The following is a 21,244-nucleotide window of genomic DNA, read 5'->3' as shown; positions in this document are numbered from 1 at the left end:
AATCATCCATCGCAGCTACGAACTACGCGACCGATCCCATCCGAAGGAGAGTGTCCCCGTGAACGTAATCGCTTCGTGGATTCGAATCACTCATCGTCCGTTCCGCCGCTTTATGGCTATAACGCTAATCTTCTGCTTGTCGCTCGGCCTTCTCCCCCTCGCTTCCGCACAAGCGGAAGCCGGGGTTCCGGAAGGAACGAACTTGCTGGCAAACGGCGGTTTCGAGCAGGCCACAAACTCTTTGCCCGCTGTCTGGAACCGGTGGATTGCCAGCGGCACACCGCAATATTCCGTCGATCAGGCGGTCTACGAGGAAGGCACCCGTTCGCTTCGCATCCAGGCGGAAGCGCCGGCCAGAAGCAGCGCGACGCAATCGGTCGGCGTAGAGGCGGGCAAGGCGTACCGGCTTAGCGTTCGGGTGAAGATGGACAATATCGTCTCCTCCGACAAAGGAGTTGTGCTGCGCTATCAGTTTTTCAATTCGGCCAATCAGAAGGTCGGTGCCGACTCCTTCGCCGGGGCCCGCAAAGGGACGAGCGACTGGGAGCAAATAACGCACAAAGTTACGGTTCCCGAAGGAGCGGTGCGCATGCTGTTCGAGCTGTTCCTGTGGAATGCGTCCGGCACCGTCTGGTTCGATGAAGCCAAAGTGAGCAAGGAGGTTATCGTTACGGACATGATTGCTTCAGGGCATCCGCGTCTTCTGACTACGGCCTCGGACTTCGCCGCCTTGCAGGGGCGCCTTTTGACGGATTCCCGGCTTGCGGGCTGGCAAACCATTTTGACCGCTAAGGCGGATCAAATTTTGACCCAACCGGCCTCCCATTACGAGCTTCCCGATGGGGTACGACTGCTCAGCGTGAGCCGCAAAGTGCTGGAACGCATTTACGCCTTGGGCATGCAGTATAGGCTGACGGCAGATTCCCGCTATGCGGAGCGGGCTTGGACGGAGCTTGCGGCCGCGGGCAGCTTCCAGGATTGGAACCCGAGCCATTTTCTCGACACGGCCGAAATGACGCACGCGTTCGCCATCGGATACGATTGGCTGTACGACTACTGGACTCCAGAGAGAAGGACGTTTCTGCGCGAAGCGATCATAACCAAAGGATTTACTCCCGCGCTCGCCGGATACAACCGTCCCGACTTCTGGGTTAATACGACCAACAACTGGAACTTCGTGGTGAACGGTGGAATCGGCATGGGCGCATTGGCTCTCGGTGACGAGCCGGATATCAAGGCGCTTGCCGAGGATTTGCTTCAGCGCGGCTTCGCTTCGCTGCCGAAAGCGCTGCCCCAATGGGCTCCGGACGGAGGCTGGTACGAAGGCCCCGGTTATTGGCAATATTCGATCCAATACATCGGCGTCTATTTCAAAGCGCTGCAGACGGCATTGGGCACCGATTTCGGTTTGTCGCAGAGCCCGGGGCTACAGCTAAATGGCGACTTCCCGATCTTCATGTCCAGCCCGATCAATCAAATATTCAATTTCGCCGACGCCGGGTCATCCGTTCCCAACTCCCCTTCGCTGCACTGGTTCGGCGAGCAGTTCGGCAAGCCGGAGTACGGCTGGTGGCAAACGCAGCGGGTCGATACGAATCCGTCGCCCCTCGATCTGCTCTGGTATGTGCCGAACAGCTATACCGGGCCGCGGGCCGCGCAGGTCGGGCTCGACAAATATTTCCGCAACGTGGAAGCCGTCACGTTTCGCAGCGCTTGGGAAGATCCGAACGCCCTGTTCGTCGGCTTCAAAGGGGCAAGCGAGCAGAAAAACCATCACAATCTCGACGCCGGTACGTTTCTGTTCGATGCGCTGGGCGTCCGCTGGGCCCAGGAGCTCGGAGCCGACAATTACAATTTGCCCGGATATTTCGGCAACCAGAGATGGAACTATTATCGGATGCGCGGAGAAGGGCAGAACGTGCTGGTCATCAATCCGGGACTGGGCCCGGAGCAGGATTCTTCCGTCGCGATCGAGATGAGCCGCGTGGAGTCATCACTCAAGGACGCTTTGGCCATCGCCGATTTGACCGCCGCCTACGCGCGCGATGTCCATAAGGCGGAACGCGGTGTCCGGCTGCTCGACAACAGACGCCAAATGGTCGTCCAGGATGAAGTGTACGCGAAAGCGCCTTCGGATTACTGGTGGTTCATGCATACGTCGACGGAGGTGGACGAAATCGCTCCCGACGGCAGTTGGGCGATGCTTACGAAAAACGGCAAGCGGCTGTGGGCCTGCATTCTGTCTCCCGCGCAAGCGAAGTTTACGGTGATGGACCCCGTACCGCTGCCGACTTCTCCGAGCCCCGGCGGGCAAAATGCGAACGCCGGCATCCGCAAGCTGGCTATCCATATTCAGGACGTCCAGCAATTGAGCTTGTCCGTGCTGTTCGTCCCGCTGCGCGAGGGAGAAGCGCCGCCGGTCACGCTGCCGCCCGTCGAACCGCTGTCCGAGTGGCAAATCGCTTCGTCGGCAACGCCTTTGCTTAACGGCATCTCGTTGGATGGCAGCCCGCTCTCCGGATTCGACGGCAAGACGTTTACTTACGACGTCACCCTGCCCTCCGGCACTTCCGCTCCGCCGGTCGTTACGGCTTCGGCCGCCGACCCGAATGCGAACGTCGCGGTCCACCAGGCGTCAGGCTTGCCGGGAAGCGCAACGGTCGACGTATCGCTGCCCGGTGGCGGGAGCACCCGATACGCCGTCTACTTCCCGGGCCGCTCAAGCGCGGGGCAAGCCGGACTGCCAGTATCCGCGGTAACGGCAAGCGGAGACGACGGCAATGTTCCGGCCAATACGATCGACGACGATCTCGATACTCGCTGGTCCGCTCTCGGGGACGGACAATGGATCGCTTTCGACCTCGGCTCGGCACGTACCGTGCGCAGCGTATCGCTTGCCTGGTATAGAGGCAAGGAGCGAACGTCCTCCTTCGATATCGACGTTTCGGCCGACGGCGCGAGCTGGACGAACGTTTATTCAGGCAGCAGCTCCGGCCTCAGCGAGGAATTGGAAAACTATGGGACCGGTGATCATTCGGCGCGTTATGTCCGAATCGTCGGACACGGAAATTCGCAAAATTTGTTCAACAGCATTACGGAAGCACGGGTATACGACCGGGTAGCCTCCGAGCAGAACAAACCGCCCAATTTGAAAAGTGTCGTCCTTGCCGCAGACCAGACGCGGTTGAAAGTAAGCCAAACCGCCCAGCTCCTGCTTTCCGGCACGATGACCTCGGGTGGACCGTTGGATACGAGCGGGGCCGGCGTGGAATATGTATCCGTCAATCCGGCCGTCGCTGCGGTAAGCGGCAGCGGCGTCGTGACCGCGATTGGCGAAGGCACCGCCAAAGTAGCGGCCATCGTCACACTGGGTGGTTATGTCAAAATCGCCGCGCTCGAATTTGAAGTGAACGATCCGCTTAGCGCCAAATTAAATCCGGTGAAAGACACCTTCGTGCGAAACGGCGATTACGCCGGCAGCAATTACGGTGGCAATACCAGCATGGCGGTGAAGAAAAGCAGCGTCGGCTTCCAGCGCGAAGCATTTCTCCAATTCGATTTGAGCGGCATCGCCGGGGATGTAATGTCCGCCTCGCTTTATTTGTACGGAGCGACGAACGATTCAGCCGGCACGGAGGTGGACAATACGATCCGCGCGGTCTCGGACGATAATTGGACCGAGACAGGGCTGACTTGGAACAACAAGCCTGCCGTTCAGGAATCGTTATCCACCGTTCGAGTGGACAATACCGCGGCATGGCGGAAGTTCGACATCACACCCTACATTGCGGCGCAGCTCGCGGGCGACAAAATCGCCAGCGTATCCGTCGTTCAAGATGTAACGTCGGGTCTGGCCTCGAACTTCAATTCCAAGGAGAATGCCAACAACAAGCCGTATCTGGAGATTAAATTGGCCGATAGCGAGGCTCCGGCTCTCAGCGTTACGGGAGTAACCTACAATCAAGGCTACGCTTATGGTGCCACGCCGATCATCTCGGCAACCGATGCGGGCAGCGGAGTCAAGTCGCTATCGCTGCAGTTGAACGGACAGCCGTTCGCTTCCGGTTCGTCCGTTACGGCTTTGGGGCTGCATACGTTGAGCGCGACCGCCGTCGATTTCGCCGGTAACGCCGCGGCGCAAACGGTCGCCTTCGCCGTATACGATCCGACAAAGGGACCTACAACCGCAGCAGGCTGGTTCTCCGCTGCGGATGCCGGTACGGTTACTGCGAGTACTTACAATAAAATCCATCTCGTCGCCAAGCTGGGCTACGACAACCACATGCTGCCGGAAGGAAGATTGAGCTTGCACTTCCAGTCCAGCGGGCTCAAGCTCGAGCTGGACGGTCTTCAAATGCTGGCGATCGATACATCCGGCTTCATTGCGCAGGGCATCGCTCGCGGTTCGGATCAAGCCGATTATAGCGTTCGGCTTTCGATACGGGAAACTGCCGCGAATATGCGGCCTCTCGCCTCATTGACCGTATTGCCGATGGGGATATCCGATCCGATCTTCGAGGCAACCGATCGTCCGCTAACCGGCAATGTGAATTTTCACTAAATGACTCCTAAACGAGAAATAGCTTCCATCGGCGCTTATCGGCGTCCGTGGAAGCTGTTTTCTTTACTTATCGGGATTGGCCGCCGGGACTAAACTCGCGCGGGAAATCCTGGAACCATTTCGAAGGAGGCCAGCCGTATTGCGAATAAGCGACAACGGCCGCGGCGACGAGTACCGACACCAGCACGCCCCCGAGACCCAGACGCGTGCGCTGATTGTTGTTCCTGTACTTGAAGTTGACCCATAAATACTCCAGGCCGAGCACGATAAACACAAGGGGCCATGCTTGCTCCGCATAACCCAAAACATCCGAATCCACCGTCCAGTCGGCAAGAAGAGCACCGCCGCTTGCCAGGAGGATAAGCCCTGCCGTTATTTTTCCCACTCGGATCATGACAGGCACCCCCACCCGCGTATCATTTAGGCTTGGACGAATTTCTTAGAAACACCACGATCCCGATGCCGATCAGCACAAGTCCCCCTACCATCGTCCCCATCTTGTCCAGCAGCATGCCGATCCAATCGGGCTTGGCACTGAACACGAAGAACAATCCGCCGCATCCGACCAACAGCCATCCGATATAAGTAGGCGAGCCCGGCTTGGCGGCAGTTCCAGCGTTCGGACCGGGATCACCGTTTGGAAAAGCGGAGATCGAATACCGGTAAGCATTCACCTTATCGACCGATTGCAGCGCATCGAACAAGCTGTAGAAATATATAATCGGCAAAAACAGGGCAAGAAGCGTGATGAGCGGAATGCTCGACATATTGATCGAGAAATGCACGATCGCGAAAATGTCCATGATGATGAGCAGCATGATCATCAGCCCTTTTTGCATCAGCCCGAGATAGAAATGCCCGGTTCCCGGTATGCATAGCGACAGCACCCCGGCAACCCATTTGCGCTTTCTCGGCATGATCGCGGCATATGGATCGAACGCCCCCCACGGGGGAGGCTCGGGTGTTTGCGCCTGATGCGCATCCAAGCTGCCGCTGCGCTTATCGGCACCGTCATTTCCCCGTTCGGGATTTCGTTGCTGCGGTTCATCCATAATCTCGTACTCCTCCTCCTTACTCTACCGATATATTCGATACATCGCCGAGCGCCTTCAGTTCTTCGGCTGCGGCCATCAGCAGCTCGGGCTTCCCGAGTCTTAAGGACAACGTAATGCGAACCTGCGACTGTCCGGAGCCGGACGTCCCCAGCTGTACGATCGCCACCTTGCGAATTTCCGCGCCCTGCACCGCCAGAACGGACGTGACGGAGGCCAAGCCGCCGGGGCGGTCGGACATTTCGATACAGACGGTTCGCAGCTGTTTGCCGCGCAGCCACTTTTTCTCGACTTTGTTTAATATCCATAAAATGATCAGAACGAACAGCGTCGTTACGACTGCGGAATAATAAAATCCCGCACCTGTAGCCAATCCGATCGCGGCTACGACCCATAACGATGCAGCCGTCGTCAATCCGGAAATGGAGTTGCCGTTCAATACGATCGTTCCGGCCCCCAAAAATCCGATGCCGGTAATGACTTGGGCGGCCAGGCGCGCCGGGTCGAGACGCACGTTCGGTTCGTTCACGAATTGCCCGAATCCGTACATGGACAACAGCATAATGAGGGAAGCCCCCAAACAAACGAGGATGTGCGTGCGAAAACCGGCCGGGTGATTGTTCTGCTCCCGCTCCAATCCGACAAGTCCGCCGAGAACGAGAGCGAGCACCAGCCGCAGCGTCATATGCAGCGGATCGAGAATCCACGGGTTATCCAAGTTGTCACCTCCGGTCATTGCAGGGCTTGAAAACGTTGGCAACTCCTATTGTATCACGGAATGCGGAAAAAAATGAGCGAAATAACCCTGCATAGCAAAGTCTATAAAGAGAGGCGGCAAAAAAAGCAAGGAGGCGGGAAGGCGCTCCACTTCCGTTAAAATCATGTTCTCTTTACAGGATATAAGCGGTTAGAACACGACTTTAAAGTCAGACGCTCCGCTTTACGCACACTTCCCCGCCTCTTTTTCGTATTCCATTCTCACCTATCGACTTTGACAACAAATAACCCTAAAAAGCCTAACAAAAAAGAACACCCGCTCGGGTGTCCTCTAAGGCTGATACCATATTTGTTAATGTTCATGCAAGAAAAAATTATGGCTTGATCCATTTGACGATATCGGAAATGATGTAGTCCGGAACGTTGGCCGGAACGGCGTATTCGGCGCCTGTCGACTCCCCGTCGAACTCGACGAGCGTATGATTTACTTTCGGGTACAGCTTGTACTCGACGTCGGAACGGGCCGAGAGAGACTTTTTCCAACCGTCCAGATTGTCCGGGAATACTTGCACATCGTTGCCGCCTTGCAAGATAAGCATCGGCACCTTCTGGTCGGCCGCCTCTTCGCCCGCGTACAGGTTGCGAATATCCAACCACCAGGCCGGGCTGCCCAGCAGGAAGCCTTTAGGCGGATTGTCGAGGGAATATTGAGGATCCTTCAGCAGCTTCACCTGCTGCTCGTATACCGCGACCTGCTGCTCCGCCAGCTCGGTCGGCTGTCCCGCCTGTTTCAGCAGTTCCAATTGAACATTCATTTGCTCGACGAGGAGATCCTCAAGCGGCCGGGACGGTCCCGACATAACGATCGCACCGGCGATGCCCTTGCCCTCCTCCAAGATGCGCGGCATGAGCATTCCGCCTTGGCTGTGCCCGGCAACGTATACCTGCTGCGGATCGATGCCTTCTATCGATTTGAGCAATTGTACCGCGCTGACGGCATCGTCGACGGTCTCCTCGTTCGCCGTAAAAGGAGCAATCATGCGCTGCGATTTAATCGGATGCTCGCGGGTAATTTTCTCGTACCGGAGAACGGCTATCCCTTGTGCGGCCAATCCGACGGCCAGATCGCGGAACGGCTTGACGGAGCCGATCGATTCGTCCCGATCGTTCGGACCCGAGCCGTGTACGAGTACGACGGCGGGGAACGGTCCGTTACCGGCAGGCATGGTCAAGGTGCCGGGAAGCGCCAGCGGGCCATCCCCGATCTTCACTTCCTTCTCGCTGTATTTCGTTGTATCTTCGTATACCGGCTTCGTATAGCCGCTGCTCGAAACCATAGGCGAAATGTACAGATCGTCAATGCCGCCATACGTATCAAAACGTACGGTCATCTCGAACGGAGCGACTGCGGAAGTTTGGTATAGGACCGTCGCGTTGCGATGCACCGAGCTGGAGCTTTCGGCTACGGACAATTGCGGTCCCAGCTGACCGTACATTTGGGCGATGCTCGACCAATATTGCATAAGGAATTGCTCCGGCATAAAAGACTGCAGCGAGCCGTTCAAATAACCTCTCGCATCTGCGAACCGGCCGCCGTTCAATGCTCCGATGAACGCGCTGGCCAGCAGCGGGTAATCGTCCTTTGCCGCAATAATGGAATTCGTCTGAGCGTTCCAGTCCGCTTTTATGCCGAACGCTTCATTTAACGCCGCGAGCGGAACAACCGTTTTCTCGTTTATTAGCTGAACGGGCTTGTCCAACTGGATTTGTTTTTCATTTACGACAATCGCCGATTCGCCGATTTTGGCCAAAATACGGATTTTCCCCCGCGCGACGACAGCGGTCCTGTCAGCTTCATTCCAATTGACAACCGCGCCTATCGCTTCGCTGAAATCACGCAAAGGCACTACTGTCGACGCCGCTGCTGGAGCAGGCACCGGGGACGCAGGCTGAATGCTTTGGGAAGCGGGCTGCCCGGACGCGGACGGCGCAGGCGCGCTCTGCGCAGATACGCCGGCGGCGGGAACGGCCAGAGCCAACGCCAATGACGCGGCGGCAAGACGTCCCGCCGTGTTTAGTCTTTTTTTCATAGTGAAATTCCTCCTTGTCTCTCTTCCTTTTCTCTATGAATAATACGAACGAAAGGCCTAATGGTTCATTTTCTGCGAAAATTTTTTTCAGGAAAAAAATGACGGGAGGAAAATCCCTCCCGCCACTATTCCGGTGCCGCCACTTCTTATTCGCGCTTGAGCCGCTCGACGATCAACTGATTGACGAGCCCCGGATTCGCTTTCCCTTTCGACTCTTTCATCACTTGGCCGACGAGGAAGCCGACCGCCTTCTCTTTGCCCGCCTTATAATCGGCCACCGATTGGGGATTCCCCTCGACAACCTTGTCCACGATCGCCTGGATGGCGCCCTCGTCGCTAATTTGCACGAGTCCTTGCTCCTCGACGATTTGTCCCGGCTTCTTGCCCGATACGAGCATTTCCTTGAACACGGTTTTGGCTATTTTGCCGCTGATCGTGCCTTTCTCGATAAGCCCGATCATTTCGCCGAGGCCTTGTCCGGTCACCTGCACCGAATCGATTTCCAAGCCGTTCGTATTCAAGTAGCCGAGCAGATCGCCCATAATCCAGTTCGAAACGGCTTTGGCATCTTTCGTATGCTCCAGGCTTTCCTCGAACAGATCGGCCAGTTTCTTGGAGGACGTAATGACTTCGGCATCGTAAGCCGGCAGCCCGAGCTGTTCCGTATATCTCGTTTTCCGCGCGTCCGGCAGCTCCGGAATCGAGGAGCGGATGCGAGCCTTCCATTCGTCGTCGATATACAGACGGACAAGGTCCGGATCGGGGAAATACCGGTAATCGTGCGCTTCTTCCTTGCCCCGCATCGATAGCGTCTTCCCTTGCGCTTCGTCCCAACGTCTCGTTTCCTGCACGACGACTCCGCCGCCGGACAAGATGTCGGCCTGGCGCTTCTCTTCGTACTCCAGCCCGCGCTGAACGCCGCGGAACGAGTTCATGTTCTTAAGCTCCGCCCTCGTGCCGAATTGCTCCTGCCCGAATGGGCGAATGCTAATATTGGCATCGCAGCGCAGCGAGCCTTCCTCCATCTTCACGTCGGACACGTCGCAATATTGGATAATCGCCTTCAGCTTCTCCAAATAAGCGCGCGCTTCCTCCGGCGACCGGATGTCCGGCTCGGAAACGATCTCCAGCAGCGGGGTGCCGACGCGGTTGAAATCGACAAGCGAAGCGAAGCCGCCGTCTACATGGGTCAGCTTGCCCGCATCCTCCTCCAGATGGAGCCGGGTAATGCCGATCCGCTTCGTTTTCCCGTCCACCTCGATGTCGATCCAGCCGTTTTGGCCGATCGGTTGATCGTATTGGGAAATTTGGTACGCTTTGGGCGAGTCGGGATAAAAGTAATTTTTCCGGTCGAACTTGCTGTGGGTGGCGACTTCGCAGTTGATCGCCATCGCCGCTTTCATCGCGTATTCGACCGCTTGCCGGTTCAGCACCGGCAGCACGCCCGGATGCCCCAGGCATACCGGACAAGTATGGGTGTTCGGCGGCGCCCCGAATTCGGTGGAGCAGCCGCAAAAGATTTTCGTGTTCGTATGGAGCTCGACGTGAACCTCGAGCCCGACTACGGTTTCGAATCGTTTGTCCGTCACGGGATGTTCGCTCCTCCTTCTACAGCGCGGGGCGCAGCTTATGATGTTCCGTATGCTGCTCGAACGCGTGCGCTACACGCAGCACCGTCGATTCGTCCAGCGCTTTGCCGATAATTTGCAAGCCTACCGGCATCCCGTCGGCCAAACCGCACGGAACGCTGATCGCCGGCACGCCGGCCAGATTGACCGGTATAGTCAATATATCGTTCAAATACATCGTCAGCGGATTGCCGATTTGTTCGCCGATTTTGAAGGCGGCCGTCGGCGCCGTCGGTCCGATGATGACGTCATAGTTTTGAAAGACGTTGTCGAAATCTTGCTTGATCAGCGTACGCACTTTTTGCGCCTTCAAATAATAGGCGTCATAGTAGCCGGAACTGAGGGCGTACGTTCCGAGCATGATGCGCCGCTTGACTTCGGGGCCGAAGCCTTGACTCCGCGATTTCACGTAAAGGTCGAGCAAGTTGTCCGGATCCGCCGCTCGAACGCCGTAACGGACGCCGTCGAAGCGGGCCAGGTTCGAGGAAGCCTCGGAGGAAGCGAGCAAATAATAGGTCGCTACCGCGTATTCCGTATGCGGCATCGACACCTCTTCCCAGGTCGCTCCCAAGCTTTCCAGCGTCTTGAGAGCGGTCATGACCGCATCTCTCACTTTCGGATCGACGCCCTGGCCGATATATTCTTTCGGTACCGCGATGCGCAACCCCTTCACGTCGCCGCTGAGCGCTCCGATATAGTCGGGGATGTCGACCTTTGCGGACGTCGAATCGTGCGGGTCGTGACCGGCAATCGCTTGGAGGACGTAGGCCGCATCCTCGACGTTTTTCGTGAGCGGCCCGATCTGGTCGAGCGAGGATGCGAACGCGACCAGCCCGAAGCGGGAAACGAGCCCGTAGGTCGGCTTCAGGCCGACGACTCCGCAATAAGCGGCCGGCTGACGAATCGACCCTCCGGTGTCGGAGCCAAGGGAGAAATACACTTCCCCTGCCGCTACCGAAGCAGCCGAGCCCCCGCTGGAGCCTCCGGGAACATATTCGGCGTTCCAGGGATTCGTTGTGACTTGAAAGGCCGAGTTTTCGTTGGAGCCGCCCATCGCGAACTCGTCCATATTCAGCTTGCCGATCGTGACGGACTGCGCTTGCTTCAGCTTCTTGACAACCGTGGCGTCATAAATCGGGTCGTAGTTCTCGAGAAACCGGCTGGCGCAAGTCGTCGTCAATCCCTCGGTCACGATATTATCCTTGATGCCCGCGGGCAGTCCGAACAGCAATCCGCGATCCCCGCCCTTTGCGAGCTGCTCGTCCAAAACGCGTGCGGATTGGCGCGCGCCCTCTTCGTCGACGCGGAGAAACGCCTTGACCGTGGAATCCACGCTCCGAATCGCATCGAGCGATTGGTCGACCAAGTCGGCGACGGTCAGTTCCTTGCCGGTCAGCCGGCTATGTATTTCCTGAAGCTTCAGGTCGAACAAAGACAAAATAAAACCTCCTCGCAATGAAACGGATTATTCCAAAACGGCCGGAACTTTGAACTGTCCGTCCTCTTCGTCCGGAGCGTTCTTAAGCACGCTCTCGATTGGCCAAGACGGCCGCACGGCGTCTTCCCTCATGACATTGGACAGCGGCATCGGATGGCTGGTCGGCTCGATTCCGTCCGTATCCAGCTCGTTCAGCTTTTCCGCATATTTCAGAATGGCGTTCAGCTGGTGGGTAAACTTCTCCATTTCGGCTTCGTTCAATTGAAGCCTCGCCAGCTTCGCCACATGCTCGACATTTTTCGTCGTGATGCTCATCGCTCGCACCTCCCGCTTTTCGCTTGCACCCCAAAAGACGACCATAACCGGCACCGCCGATATGGCCTCATTCATTCCTCCTATTATAGCCTACAAGGTAGTGGAACTCAACATCGTTGCCGTCGACTCTTGGCGAATCGGGACGTCAAAAAGCCCCACAAAAAGTGGGGCTTTTTCTCCGGGGCTTACCCATGTACTTTGCGGGGACCCCGGGACTTATAAAGTCTATACGATCCAAAAGCTCCTGCGGATGCGCTGTCCACGGGAGCCGTCGCTTGCGAATGCAAGCCTGTGATCTCAGTCTCCGCCCTTGGCAGCGAGGGCGATTTCCGGCGAAGTAAGCTGATCGTAGAACTCGGCGTATTTGTCCTTGTCGTCGCTGGCGCGAAGCGCCATAGCCACGCGGGGATGCTCGTTCAGGACGCCCGTCATCATGTAAGGAATAATGTATCCCCACTCGACTTTCTCGCGAAGCGGGATCATCCGGCGCTCGATCACTTCGAGAATCGGGCGCAGCTCGTATTTCGGATTTTTCAAATAGCTGACGAGCAGTTCGGTGTTGCAGTTGCCCGCCGCCCGACCCATGCCGAATACGGATGCGTCCAAAAACTGCACGCCCCGCTCCGCCGCCATGATCGTATTGGAGAACGCCAGCTGCATGTTGTTGTGAGCGTGGATACCGAGCGTTTTGCCCGGCAAATGGCGCTGAAATTTCGCGACCAAATATTCGATGTCGCGGTGGTGCAAGCTGCCGAACGAATCGACCACATAGACGACGTCGACCGGGCTTTTGGCGATTTGCTGGAACGCTTCGATCAGATCGTGTTCCATTACGTTGGAGAGAGCCATAATGTTGATCGTCGTCTCGTAGCCGTAGTTGTGGAACTTGTTCACCAGATCGATCGCCTTGTCCACATCCTTGACGTAGCACGCTACGCGGATCATGTCCAGCATGCTTTCGCTGCGCGGCAAAATATCGTTCTCGTCTACCCGTCCGATGTCGACGAGTGCGGAAAGCTTCGTGTCGCCCTTCTCCGGAATGACTTCGCGCAAGAAGGCTTCATCCAGAAAACGCCAAGGACCCGCTTCCGCGCCCTTCAGCAGCTTCGGAGAATTTTTGTATCCGATCTCCATATATTCCACGCCGGCCGCGTTCAACGAATAATACAAATCGCGAACGAATTCGACACTGAAGTCCCAGTTGTTTACTAGCCCGCCGTCACGGATCGTGCAATCGAGTATTTTGGCGTTTGAGTCGTTCATTACAATATGTTCCTCCCGAAAACCGTTTAATGCTAATCATAGCTTATGGAAAGAGAACGTGTCAATATTTGACGAAGGGCGCGGCAGCGGACAAGCTTGACGTCGACAAGCCGAAAAGAACGGAAGCTCGGCCTTCAGCCGGCAGGAAAACAAAAAGACGCCTTGTCATGAGGCGCCGGTAAAAGAATGAAATAAGTTCGGGTAAAGCTTTAGGTCAAATCCACGCTTTCAAGTTGATTTGCCGGATAAAATCTTGCTGGGACTGCACTTCTTTGTTGCTGTCCTGCGTTTCCCCGCTGTCGCTTTCCCCGTTCATGACACGTCGGAACAGTTCCTCGTTCTTCGTCGCGAGCGCATAGTCGATCAACGCTTCCCGCTCGATCCGATCCGCCTCCTGCTGGAACAGCGTCTCCTCCAGCTCGATGTCCATCGCCGGGACAAATACGTTTTTGTTGACCTTCGGGATACGTACGACATAGTCGAACGCGTTGTCCGCATTGCGGTCGTAAGCGATAATATATCCATAATCTCCGATCGGGAGATTTTGCTCGAAACTGTCGGATAAAATAATGACCTTTTGACCGAGACGCAGCATAGTCGGTTCCTCCCCCCGTTTTGCCGGTCAAGGCAAAACTTTTCTACGAAAACGATCGCAGCCATTCGACTTTTCAAAGTTTCGTATGTTGGTATATATCGTATCAAATTCGAGCGGCAATGTGAAGTAGCGCATTCCGCGCCCGACGGACGAAACGGGCGGAATAACCGGATTTTGGACAGACGGTCGGACGGTTCCGCAAAGTTTGGCGGACAAGTCTAGCAAATCGCCTGATGGATATCCGATATTAGTATAATCGGATGCCGGGCGATGTAGACCCCGGTCAGGTCAATTTCAGTCCGCTGAACGGAAGGAAGGGCACGCTTGCTCAAGACGGCAGAAGTTCTTTGCGGCCGAGCAGACGAACGGCAAGCCACAGCATCGCCGCGACGGCGGCGATCGTGACGGCCATCGCCAGCGGCAGACCGGAACCGGCAGTTCCATCGTTCAGAACGGCAGCTGCATGGCCGGAAATCGTACCGGGACTCCACTCCATGTAACGGCGTAAAGCTCCGGCCAAAACGGAGAGCAGCGCAACGATACCGACCGAAAGGAAAGCGATCGCACCGCTGCCGCTCATAACGGAGCTGAACATGACGGCTACGGTTACGACGAATGCAAGCCAAAGCCCGTACAGCAGCATGCTATGCAAAAATCGGACCGGTTCCACGGAACCGATCAACAGCTCCGTGTAGTACCACGAGGAAGCATAGCCCGCGGCGAACGAAACGACGCCGATCGTGATCGAGGCCGCCCATTTGGCCGTAATATAAGATGCGAAGGAAACCGGCTTGACGAGCACCAGCCCGGCGGCTCCGCTGGCGCGTTCGGCGGATACGACCCCCATCACGGAAAGGATGAGAATGAGTACGCCAAGCATACCGTATTGGGACAGCGTCTGGGCTAGCACTGCGGCACCGGTCGGCTTCGGAATTTCGATCACGGTTCCTTCCGGAAGACTGCCGGCGGCCTGCAAAATATCCGGCAAATAATAGGTCATAATCGGTTGGGATACGCCGAGCAGCACGAATACGAGCGGCACCCAAATCCATTTCCGGCTTCGCCACAGCTCCATCATTTCTTTGGCATACAGAACGAGCCAAACCGTCATCATGCTTTCACCGCCTTCATGAACAATTCCTCCAGCGTCGTACGTCCCGCCTCGAATCGGACGACCGGAATCCCGCGCTCTCCCAGATCGCTCCACAGCCGGGTACGCGCTTCCTCCAAATCGGTCACGGCCAGCCGGGCCTCGTAACGGCCGGACTCGATCTCTTTCACGAAAGCGAAGTCTCTCCACCGCTCCACGGACTCGTCCAGCGGCGATTCCGCCTGCACCCTGATGACGGGCTCGCTGTATTGTCGCCTCACATCCGCAATCGTTCCCGCTACGGCGATACGTCCTTTATTCATAATCAAAATGTCATCGCACATTTCCTCGGCGTCATGCAGCACATGCGTCGAGAACAGCACTGTCGTCTCTTTGCGGATGAGCCGGATCATCTCGAGCACTTCGCGCCGTCCGATCGGATCGAGCGCCGACACGGGCTCGTCCAGCAAAAGCAGCTTCGGGCGGTGGATTAGCGCTTGGGCAATGCCCAGCCGCTGCTTCATGCCGCCGGAGTATCCGCCGATACGCCTGTTGCCCGCCTCCTCGAGGCCGACCGTCCTTAGCATTTCTTCGGTGCGGAGCTTCGCTTCCTTCTTGGGCATCCTGGCAAGCCGTCCGGAAAAAATCAAATATTCGCGGCCGCTCATCCAATTGTAGAAGGCCGGATATTGCGGCAAAAATCCTATAAAGCGCCTTATATCGGCGGAAGGACGCAAAGTGCCCGGCGCCGTCTTGTCCGCATTCGATGCGAAGCGAACCTCCCCTTCGGTCGGCGCAAGCAAGCCGGCCAGCATCTTCAGCGTCGTCGTCTTCCCGGCCCCATTCGGGCCGAGCAGAGCTACGCAGCGGCCTTCCTCGATGGCGAACGTCAAGCGGTCCACGGCGGCTGCCGAATTGAACCTTTTAACCAATCGCTGCACGTTTACGAGCGTCATGAGCTTTTCTCCTTTCCGAAGACGAAATAAAGAACGGGTCCGATCAACTGGAGCAGCACGATAACCAGAATCCAGATCCATTTCGCCCCTCGCGTCCGTTCGGCGCGAATGCAGTCGATCAATGCGACTGCGAGCAATAAGAGCTGGGCGACAATTACGGGCAGGATCAGTCTCCAATCGACGGTTGAAACCAATTGTTGCATCGGCATGCACGTTCCCCCTAACCTTGCTTTTTCCGGAACAAAGAAGTACGAACGACGATCCAATACACGAGGAGCGGAATCGGGAACTGGATCAATCCCCAAAGTCCCCAGAGCCACGGAAAACTCCCTCTCTTGCGCGCGTCCAAAAACAAAAACGTGCTTTGCGTCAGCAGCACGAGCGCGATCGCGGCGAACGCCCAAGCCGGCAGCGTTTGCGTCGAATCAGTCACGTCCGGTCACCCGCTTCCTCCGGAGCGCAGCCGTGATGACGAACGGAACCGCAGCGACGGCGGTAAGCTGGATGGCGAGGAACAATCCCGGACGGCCTAGCGTAACGGCGGCGTAAACGGTCAATATGCCAAGAGCCGATAGCCAGAACAGCGTCAGGTCGCGTACCAGCTTCCGCCTCGACTCCCGCTTGCCCAGTACGACCATTCGTTCGAAGAAGTCGCCGCCCGGTACTTCCGGTTCCGATAGTCGGTCCACTTTATCCAATTCGCTCCTGAGCAGGATGTCCAGGGGATCCTTCTCCGAATGCCCGGTCTCGCCTGGAACTGCGGGGAAGGCTTCATCGCCATTCTCGCCGTTTTCCGGATGACTCCGCACCGACATCGGTTTCACGGCACTGTTTTGTTCGCGTCTACGTTTTTGTTTCTTCAAGCGGTTCCAACTCCATTCGCAAGCTTTTGATCCCGTTATGGATGCGGGACTTGACCGTGCCGACGGCGATGTCCAGCATGCCGGCTATTTCCTCGTACGCGTAGCCATAATAATGTTTCAGGACGATCGGGATACGGACACCGTCAGGCATCCGCCCCAACGCGTCCAGCACGTCCGACCACTCTTCGCCCTTCTGCTCGGCATGCCACTTGATTTGTCTCAAGCTCAGCTCCCCGTCCCGCCACTCCTTCTCCCGCTTCTTTTTTCGCGCATGGTCGAAATATAGATTCGTGCCGATCGTAATGAGCCACGACGAGAACTTGGAAGTAAAGTTGTACAGCCGTATTTTCTCGATGCACCGCATCATCGTTTCCTGGGTCAAATCTTCCGCCAAAGCGGGCTGAAACGTGATTTTGGTCATATATTTCAGCAGAAAAGCGTAATGCTGCCTGAGCAGCCGCGCCAGAGCGTCCGAATCCCCCTTCTGCGCGCGTTCGATCCATTCTCGGTCATCCATTCGAAGGCCGGTCTCCTTGTTGGCATTTGTTGCATCGGTTCGTCTTCTCATTGTTCGTCAATAGTACGTTCGGGATGCGGGAATCGTTCATTTGGACAAAAAAGTTTTTTTCAAGCAAGCACGAGACGACAAAAAAGGACCTGCCGACGATCCGACAGGTTCCTGTTAGACATAGCTCCTATTGTTGAACAACACGGCTCCCATATCGGGGCACGACCGCTATTCCTTCCCGCGAAACGGTCAGCTTCTCGAAGCCCGTTTCCGTAATCGCGTATGTATTCTCGATGCCGACGACACCGCGCCCGGGAAACGTGAATTTCGGCTCGATCGCGATCACCATCCCGGGTTCCAGCGCGTAGCGGAATCCTCTGGCCAGCACCGGCAGCTCGTCGATTTCGAGTCCGATGCCGTGACCCAGAAATTTGACCTGATCCGCGCCGAAGCCCATAAAGTGATCGCTTAAGCCCGCTGCCCGGACTTGCTCCAAAGCCGCCGTATACAGCTCCTCGCATATCGTCCCCGGCATAAGCCGCGCCTCCGTTTCCCGCAGAACCGTCTCCGACAGCTCGTACGCCTGCCGCAAATCGTCGGGCAGCTCGCCTATAACCGCAGTACGCGTCTGGTCGATCACGTAGCCTCCGATGCAGCAGCCGATATCGATCAAAATGGGCTCGCCGGTCCCGATCGGCCGCCATCCCGAGCTTTGCGGGCTCGCCGGACCCAGCCCTTCTCCGCCAGCGGGACCGTCGAAATAGGTCGGCGTCGCAGCTGCCGCACCGGCACCGATCATCCCCGTAATTATTTCCTGATTATAACCCCGCACACGCATCAAACCCATATGTCCGTTGTGGCGGATGACGGACTCCACGACCGCCATCAGTCCGACCTCCGGCATTCCCTCCTTCAACGCCGATAGGGCTGCCTCATACGCCATATCGATGACCCGGGCCGACTCGCGAATGGCGATAATTTCGGCAGCCGATTTAATCATCCGGATTTCCCTGATGAGCATCGACCCGTCCACCCACCTTGCGCCCGGAAGAGCCCCCTCCAGCCTTTGGAACAGTTGGACGGGAAGGACGTCGTACTCCGCGGCGACGACCGTTTTCTCCCCATCCCGTTTGCGGAACTGCCGCGGAAACGCCTCCGCCAGTCTCGAACCGAAGCCTCGCATGGAACCGAGCTCTTCTACGGCCACATCCGCCTCTTCTCTTGCACGGACAAAGCTCCTTCTGACGAAGTACACCGGCTCTCCCTCGGCCGGAATGAACAAGTATCCGGTTTGCATCGAACCGATGAAATAATAAAGATCGACATTTTGCGTAATGACGCAAACGTCGATGCCCGCCTCCTTCATTTTGCTTTGCAGCCGCAAGCGGCGTGCCGAGCGTTCATCCATTGCTCCATTCCTCCTCTTTGTTCCATTATACAATCTTTCGTCCGGAAAGGAGGAAGATCGCCAGGACGGGCGAATACGTGTATAGAAAGAAATCGATTAATCAGGAGGGACGTCATGGAAAGCGCACTTTACCGAAGCGGCGCGTTTACCGCTCCGGGCGGATTTACGTCCGGCATCGAGGGACCCGCTTGCGATCGCGATGGAAATGTTTACGCCGTCAATTACGAAAGGCGGCATACGATCGGCCGGGTCACGCCCGAGGCCGAATGCAGCGTATTTATCGAGCTGCCGAACGGCAGCGTCGGCAACGGCATCCGGTTCAACCGCGCGGGCGACATGCTCATCGCCGACTACACGAACCACAATCTAATAAAAGTGGATATGGAAACGAAGGAGCTCACTGTCCTCGCCCATGAGCCGAAGATGAACCAGCCGAACGATATCGCCATTGCCGATGACGATACGGTTTTCGCCAGCGATCCGAACTGGAAGCAATCCACCGGCAACATGTGGCGCTTTCGCCCGGACGGAGCCGTAACGCTGCTGGAAAGCGATATGGGAACGACGAACGGCATCGAGGTCAGCCCGGACAACCGCACGCTGTATGTAAACGAGACCGTTCAGCGCCGCGTATGGGCGTACGACTTGTCCGAGAACGGAGACATCTCCGGCAAACGGCTGCTGATCGAGTTTCCGGACTACGGCATGGACGGCATGCGCTGCGACGTCGACGGCAACCTGTATATTACCCGCTTCGGCAAAGGCACGATCGCCAAAGTATCCCCGCTTGGCGAGCTATTGACGGAAATTCGGCTCAATGGCACCAATTGCACGAATTTGACCTTCGGCGGACCGGACGGCAAAACGTGTTACGTCACGCTCGCGGACACCGGCAGCATAGAATGCTTCCGGGTCGAGACGCCCGGACGGGAATGGGCGATGAGCCGAAGATAATGGAAACACCCGTCGGAAAGGCGACGGCTGTTCCGGGTCTTTGAGAAAGTGATCAAAAAGAGGATGCATCGAGGGCAAAGGGATGGGGAATGCACTCCACTTCCATTAAAATCGGGTTGTCTTCATGAAAAGTAGTGGTTACAACTCGATTTTAAAGTCAGACGCTTCGCTTTACGTACATTTCCCCACCCCCTTTTAGAAGGTTCTATTCTCTTTTTGACTTTCTCAACAGCCTTAAACAGCCGTAGGAGAGCGACGGCTGTTCTCTTTTGGAAATAATCAATGAATCTGATTGCGCAACTGTTCGATCTTTTGTTCGGAAAAGCCGGTTGCAAGGGCAATCGCGGAGTCGCTCAGCCCCATGCCGATCAAATTTATCGCCACCGATTCTTTTCCCAGCATCGTTCCTTGCTCAATGCCTCTTTCCATGCCTTCTTCCATTCCTTCTTCGATGCCCTTCAGCTTGATCGCTTCCAAATTTTTGCCCAATCCCATGACCGTTACCCCCTTCTCCTTCATTTCTTCGATCAATCGCTCCACTTCCTTGCTGTCGGGAGGGAGCTGCAGCGCGATCATATTGGCCAACCAATGAATAAAATGCTCCTTCATATCTTCCGGCATTCCCCGGATCGTTTCCATCAGCTTGCGCAACCGTGTCAGCAACAGCTCCCGATCCGCCGTTTGATCCAATAAAAACACGGAGCCTATCGTATTCGACAAGTCCAGCAGCTCTTCCTCGGCGTAGCGCTCCACATCGAGCAAAACGTATTCGAAATCGAGCAGCTCCGGTCCGAACGACTCCTCGTTTGCCAGCAGTTCCCGAAAACGCCGCTTCGCCGACCATGGTCTGCTACCGTTGTAGAGAACGATCGGTACGATGGCAGGCAACGAGTAGGGGGCCGTCGTGTCCGCGACCTCCCTGTTCCTTAGAACAAAGCGCCATATTTCCGTCTGATATAGGAGAAGGCGGTACGGCATTTCATAATCGACCTTAGATTGCAGTTCAAGCAGCACGTAAAAAATAAGGTCCCGCCCGTTCAGGCGTACTTTGTATACAAGATCCGCTTCTTTCCTTCTAAAATCGGCCAGCACGAACGAATGGTTGATTTCCTCGACTTGCGCTTCCTCCACATGTAGAACCCATTCTTTCTTGACGAAAGATCGCAGCAGCTCGACAAACAGCTTTTTGCTGGATAGCAAAAATCGGTATGAGCTATCGTGCGGCTGTGGGAAATCGTTCATCCTATCCCGTCGCTTTCTATTATTATACCGCAGAAGCCGGTGCGCAGAAACCGGCTAACGGATGATCGACTTCAAAATACAAGCTCGGCCGTCCCTTTGATCTCCCAAGTTATCGGGCCCAGCACCGTATAGGTGCGAGGATAGACGAGCCGGACGATCATTACGACGCCCGGCTTGGCGAGCGTCACCGTATAGTTATAGTCCGTGTTCGTGTACGTATATGGAAACGGCCGGTTCTCATTAACGATCTCCAGCTCGAGCACCTCCGCCCGGGTGCGCCAGAACGTGTCGGGCAGCGGTTCGTTGGCCCCATCCAGCCGCAAATTCCGTTGCAAATAAAGGAGAGCGGCCGCTTCTGCGGAGGCGGGATCGATCGACACGATTCCATCCTTCAGCTTGTTCCGGTCGACTTGCTGCGCAGCCGCATGTGCCGCCCGATTGACCGCGTGCTTCCCTTGAAACAACGCCTGCAGCGCTACCTCTTCATCGGCTTGCAGCGCCTGCAGCAGCATGATGAAGCCGATCAGCAGCATAAAGGCGATCAGCTTATACATGCGCGACGCT

20 protein-coding genes are annotated in these 21,244 nt (G+C 56.4%); 2 read left to right on the top strand and 18 right to left on the bottom strand.

Annotated features, from left to right (window positions below; all coding sequences use genetic code 11):
• Positions 1-58: 58 nt before the first annotated feature.
• Complete coding sequence (locus FE784_RS31510; protein ID WP_139606239.1) at positions 59-4,561, top strand: CBM96 family carbohydrate-binding protein; 4,503 nt, start codon at positions 59-61, stop codon at positions 4,559-4,561.
• Between the two features lie 67 nt (positions 4,562-4,628).
• Here FE784_RS31510 and FE784_RS31505 read toward each other — a convergent pair whose 3' ends face one another.
• From FE784_RS31505 to FE784_RS31430, 16 genes are all read right to left on the bottom strand, one after another.
• Complete coding sequence (locus FE784_RS31505; protein WP_139606238.1) at positions 4,629-4,955, bottom strand: hypothetical protein; 327 nt, start codon at positions 4,953-4,955, stop codon at positions 4,629-4,631.
• Between the two features lie 22 nt (positions 4,956-4,977).
• A complete protein-coding gene (locus FE784_RS31500; RefSeq protein WP_139606237.1) occupies positions 4,978-5,613 on the bottom strand; it encodes a hypothetical protein in 636 nt (211 codons plus the stop codon).
• Between the two features lie 19 nt (positions 5,614-5,632).
• A complete protein-coding gene (locus tag FE784_RS31495) occupies positions 5,633-6,331 on the bottom strand; it encodes an MgtC/SapB family protein (protein WP_139606236.1) in 699 nt (232 codons plus the stop codon).
• Positions 6,332-6,704: 373 nt separating this feature from the next.
• Positions 6,705-8,420, bottom strand: coding sequence for an alpha/beta fold hydrolase (locus FE784_RS31490; protein ID WP_139606235.1), 1,716 nt, complete (start codon positions 8,418-8,420; stop codon positions 6,705-6,707).
• Positions 8,421-8,566: 146 nt separating this feature from the next.
• Positions 8,567-10,009, bottom strand: coding sequence for an Asp-tRNA(Asn)/Glu-tRNA(Gln) amidotransferase subunit GatB (gene gatB, locus FE784_RS31485; RefSeq protein WP_139606234.1), 1,443 nt, complete (start codon positions 10,007-10,009; stop codon positions 8,567-8,569).
• Between the two features lie 19 nt (positions 10,010-10,028).
• Positions 10,029-11,486 (bottom strand): Asp-tRNA(Asn)/Glu-tRNA(Gln) amidotransferase subunit GatA, encoded by a 1,458-nt coding sequence (gatA, locus tag FE784_RS31480; protein WP_139606233.1) that lies wholly within the window; start codon positions 11,484-11,486, stop codon positions 10,029-10,031.
• 27 nt (positions 11,487-11,513) lie between these two features.
• The gene (gatC, locus tag FE784_RS31475; protein ID WP_139606250.1) at positions 11,514-11,801 is read right to left on the bottom strand and encodes an Asp-tRNA(Asn)/Glu-tRNA(Gln) amidotransferase subunit GatC; all 288 of its coding nucleotides are present in this window, start codon (positions 11,799-11,801) and stop codon (positions 11,514-11,516) included.
• A gap of 297 nt (positions 11,802-12,098) precedes the next feature.
• A complete protein-coding gene (locus FE784_RS31470; RefSeq protein WP_139606232.1) occupies positions 12,099-13,064 on the bottom strand; it encodes an aldolase catalytic domain-containing protein in 966 nt (321 codons plus the stop codon).
• Between the two features lie 214 nt (positions 13,065-13,278).
• Entirely contained in the window at positions 13,279-13,659 is a 381-nt protein-coding gene (locus FE784_RS31465) for an ATPase (RefSeq protein ID WP_139606231.1), read from the bottom strand.
• 328 nt (positions 13,660-13,987) lie between these two features.
• Positions 13,988-14,773 (bottom strand): ABC transporter permease, encoded by a 786-nt coding sequence (locus FE784_RS31460; RefSeq protein WP_139606230.1) that lies wholly within the window; start codon positions 14,771-14,773, stop codon positions 13,988-13,990.
• Positions 14,770-15,705 (bottom strand): ABC transporter ATP-binding protein, encoded by a 936-nt coding sequence (locus tag FE784_RS31455; protein ID WP_139606229.1) that lies wholly within the window; start codon positions 15,703-15,705, stop codon positions 14,770-14,772. The genes FE784_RS31460 and FE784_RS31455 overlap by 4 nt, the downstream gene beginning before the upstream one ends.
• Entirely contained in the window at positions 15,702-15,914 is a 213-nt protein-coding gene (locus tag FE784_RS31450) for a PLD nuclease N-terminal domain-containing protein (protein WP_246132280.1), read from the bottom strand. The genes FE784_RS31455 and FE784_RS31450 overlap by 4 nt, the downstream gene beginning before the upstream one ends.
• 11 nt (positions 15,915-15,925) lie before the next feature.
• Entirely contained in the window at positions 15,926-16,138 is a 213-nt protein-coding gene (locus FE784_RS31445; RefSeq protein WP_246132279.1) for a hypothetical protein, read from the bottom strand.
• The gene (locus tag FE784_RS31440; RefSeq protein ID WP_139606228.1) at positions 16,131-16,568 is read right to left on the bottom strand and encodes a YxlC family protein; all 438 of its coding nucleotides are present in this window, start codon (positions 16,566-16,568) and stop codon (positions 16,131-16,133) included. Before FE784_RS31440 ends, FE784_RS31445 begins: the two co-directional genes overlap by 8 nt.
• Positions 16,549-17,085: an RNA polymerase sigma factor SigY gene (gene sigY, locus FE784_RS31435; protein ID WP_139606227.1), complete on the bottom strand. Its 537-nt coding sequence runs from the start codon at positions 17,083-17,085 to the stop codon at positions 16,549-16,551. The genes FE784_RS31440 and sigY overlap by 20 nt, the downstream gene beginning before the upstream one ends.
• A 178-nt stretch (positions 17,086-17,263) precedes the next feature.
• The gene (locus FE784_RS31430) at positions 17,264-18,484 is read right to left on the bottom strand and encodes a M24 family metallopeptidase (RefSeq protein WP_139606226.1); all 1,221 of its coding nucleotides are present in this window, start codon (positions 18,482-18,484) and stop codon (positions 17,264-17,266) included.
• A gap of 114 nt (positions 18,485-18,598) precedes the next feature.
• On the opposite strand from FE784_RS31430, the gene FE784_RS31425 reads away from it, so the two are divergent.
• Entirely contained in the window at positions 18,599-19,438 is an 840-nt protein-coding gene (locus FE784_RS31425; RefSeq protein ID WP_139606225.1) for an SMP-30/gluconolactonase/LRE family protein, read from the top strand.
• 279 nt (positions 19,439-19,717) lie between these two features.
• Here FE784_RS31425 and FE784_RS31420 read toward each other — a convergent pair whose 3' ends face one another.
• Both FE784_RS31420 and FE784_RS31415 read right to left on the bottom strand, forming a co-directional pair.
• Positions 19,718-20,680, bottom strand: coding sequence for an Rpn family recombination-promoting nuclease/putative transposase (locus tag FE784_RS31420; RefSeq protein ID WP_139606224.1), 963 nt, complete (start codon positions 20,678-20,680; stop codon positions 19,718-19,720).
• Between the two features lie 71 nt (positions 20,681-20,751).
• Complete coding sequence (locus FE784_RS31415; protein WP_139606223.1) at positions 20,752-21,234, bottom strand: hypothetical protein; 483 nt, start codon at positions 21,232-21,234, stop codon at positions 20,752-20,754.
• Positions 21,235-21,244: the final 10 nt, after the last annotated feature.

The sequence above is a fragment of the Paenibacillus hemerocallicola genome (assembly GCF_006265175.1).
GTDB classification, from domain to species: Bacteria; Bacillota; Bacilli; order Paenibacillales; family NBRC-103111; genus Paenibacillus_AB; species Paenibacillus_AB hemerocallicola.
The sequence above is the reverse complement of the archived record's forward strand: the minus strand, read 5'-3'. Positions and strand labels throughout refer to the sequence as shown.

Excerpts from the sequence above, each read along its gene's own strand:
- FE784_RS31505 (WP_139606238.1), bottom strand. The coding sequence starts at position 4,955 with ATGATCCGAGTGGGAAAAATAACGGCAGGGCTTATCCTCCTGGCAAGC.
- FE784_RS31500 (WP_139606237.1), bottom strand. The coding sequence starts at position 5,613 with ATGGATGAACCGCAGCAACGAAATCCCGAACGGGGAAATGACGGTGCC.
- FE784_RS31490 (WP_139606235.1), bottom strand. The coding sequence starts at position 8,420 with ATGAAAAAAAGACTAAACACGGCGGGACGTCTTGCCGCCGCGTCATTG.
- gatC (WP_139606250.1), bottom strand. The coding sequence starts at position 11,801 with ATGAGCATCACGACGAAAAATGTCGAGCATGTGGCGAAGCTGGCGAGG.
- FE784_RS31470 (WP_139606232.1), bottom strand. The coding sequence starts at position 13,064 with ATGAACGACTCAAACGCCAAAATACTCGATTGCACGATCCGTGACGGC.
- FE784_RS31465 (WP_139606231.1), bottom strand. The coding sequence starts at position 13,659 with ATGCTGCGTCTCGGTCAAAAGGTCATTATTTTATCCGACAGTTTCGAG.
- FE784_RS31460 (WP_139606230.1), bottom strand. The coding sequence starts at position 14,773 with ATGATGACGGTTTGGCTCGTTCTGTATGCCAAAGAAATGATGGAGCTG.
- FE784_RS31455 (WP_139606229.1), bottom strand. The coding sequence starts at position 15,705 with ATGACGCTCGTAAACGTGCAGCGATTGGTTAAAAGGTTCAATTCGGCA.
- FE784_RS31450 (WP_246132280.1), bottom strand. The coding sequence starts at position 15,914 with ATGCCGATGCAACAATTGGTTTCAACCGTCGATTGGAGACTGATCCTG.
- sigY (WP_139606227.1), bottom strand. The coding sequence starts at position 17,085 with ATGGATGACCGAGAATGGATCGAACGCGCGCAGAAGGGGGATTCGGAC.
- FE784_RS31430 (WP_139606226.1), bottom strand. The coding sequence starts at position 18,484 with ATGGATGAACGCTCGGCACGCCGCTTGCGGCTGCAAAGCAAAATGAAG.
- FE784_RS31425 (WP_139606225.1), top strand. The coding sequence starts at position 18,599 with ATGGAAAGCGCACTTTACCGAAGCGGCGCGTTTACCGCTCCGGGCGGA.
- FE784_RS31420 (WP_139606224.1), bottom strand. The coding sequence starts at position 20,680 with ATGAACGATTTCCCACAGCCGCACGATAGCTCATACCGATTTTTGCTA.
- FE784_RS31415 (WP_139606223.1), bottom strand. The coding sequence starts at position 21,234 with ATGTATAAGCTGATCGCCTTTATGCTGCTGATCGGCTTCATCATGCTG.